The 1,822-nt window shown below is 61.4% G+C and carries 1 protein-coding gene; it reads left to right on the top strand.

The features are described from left to right. Nucleotides 1-576: 576 nt before the first annotated feature. The gene (gene ltrA / locus C5L12_RS27645; RefSeq protein WP_245423069.1) at nt 577-1,755 is read left to right on the top strand and encodes a group II intron reverse transcriptase/maturase; all 1,179 of its coding nucleotides are present in this window, start codon (nt 577-579) and stop codon (nt 1,753-1,755) included. The last annotated feature ends 67 nt before the right edge of the window (nt 1,756-1,822 follow it).

Genomic DNA, 1,822 nt, shown 5'->3' with positions numbered 1-1,822 from the left:
CGTTGTGCGCCCAGCATGGGCGCATTCTTGTGGGTGCAAGTCCCACCGTGAGCTGGTCACAGCAAGCGAAGAGAAGCGCAACTGCGTGAGGGTGACCGAGCGTGGGGAGGAAGCGTGGATCGAAACTGCGGGTCGATGAACAAGAACCGGATATGAGGCGATGCCGACCAGGGCGAGCGGGCAACGAACCGCGAAGCTCTCGTGACCAAGGGTCGGTGTCGTAAATCCGGCGATCGTGCAGGGAAGGAATGCGTTCTTACCTGGGGAGATCTCGCCTTGTGCCTGAAAGGGCGACGGTGTCGAGCCGGAGCGAGAAGTCAGCAGAAGCCGTAGTAGGGAGCGTCTTGGCGCGAACGAAGGGCCGAATGAGAGAGAGTGAAGCTTCCACCAGGGATGGGTAAGGCCATGCGTCAGATGCCGGAGACTACCGGGAGATCGCAAGAGGAAGCGGGTGAAGCCCGTCAGTCTGGCGTTCTTGACGAAGCCACGCCCCCGCCTTGGACGGGAAACGACACAGGTGCAGGGCTGCTTGATGCGGCCCTGAGGCGAGAGAACCTCTTGAGGGCCTGGAAGCAGGTGCGCGCCAACAAGGGAGCAGCGGGTGTTGACGGACTGGATATCGACCAGACGGCCGCGCTGCTGCGAACCTCATGGCCTGCCATCCGTGACAGCCTCTTAAAGGGGACGTACCGGCCACAGGCGGTACGTCGGGTGATGATCCCGAAGCCGGGGGGCGGCGAGCGTGAGCTCGGCATCCCGTCGGTGCTGGATCGCCTGATCCAACAGGCGCTCCTGCAAGTCCTCCAGCCTATCCTTGACCCCACCTTCAGTCAGCACAGCTACGGCTTCCGCCCTGGACGAAGGGCCCATGACGCCGTTTTAGCGGCGCAATCCTTCGTGCAGTCCGGACGACGGGTTGTTGTAGACGTTGATCTGGAGAAGTTCTTCGACCGGGTTGACCATGACATCCTGATTGACCGTCTGCGCAAGAAAATCCCCGATCCCGGCGTGATCCGCTTGATCCGGGCCTATCTGAGTGCCGGCATTATCGATGGGAGTGTGGCCGTCAGACGGATCAGGGGCACGCCACAGGGCGGGCCGTTGTCTCCGCTTCTGGCCAATGTCCTGCTGGACGAGGTGGACAAGGAACTTGAACGGCGGGGCCATGCCTTCTGCCGCTACGCCGACGACTGCAATGTCTATGTGCGGTCAAGGCGCGCGGGAGAAAGGGTGCTAGCTCTGTTGCGACGTCTTTATGGGAAACTTCACCTCACGGTGAACGAAACCAAGAGTGCCGTCGCCAGCGTCTTCGGCCGTAAATTCCTCGGTTACGCCTTCTTCGTTGCCGCGGGACGTCTGGTCAAGAGACGGGTTGCCGACAAAGCGATCCAGACGTTCAAGGCGCGCATCCGCGAACTGACACGGCGCGTGACGGGTCGTTCCGTCAAAGCGGTAGCAGAGCGACTGCGCATCTTCGTGCGAGGATGGAAGGCCTACTTCCGACTGGCGCAAACCCCAAAGGTCTGGCGAGAGCTGGATGAGTGGATGCGCCATCGGGTGAGGGCAATTCAGCTCAAGCAATGGAAACAGCGCAGGACAATCTTCCGGGAACTGAAGACACGGGGAGCCAACCTCGCTACAGCGCAACGGGTGGCGGCTAATGCCGGCAGCTGGTGGCGCAACAGCGGCAAGCTTCTCAACAGTGTCCTCACCATCAAATGGGCCGATCAAATCGGACTACCCAGGCTCGCTTAGCCTCAATCTCTCAAACCGCCCGGTGCGGACCCGCATGCCGGGTGGTGTGGCAGGGGTGCGATTGATT

The organism is Neorhizobium huautlense (assembly GCF_002968575.1).
In the GTDB taxonomy this organism is placed as follows: Bacteria; Pseudomonadota; Alphaproteobacteria; order Rhizobiales; family Rhizobiaceae; genus Neorhizobium; species Neorhizobium huautlense.
Note: the sequence above shows the minus strand (reverse complement) of the source record. Positions and strands in the feature narration are given on the sequence as shown.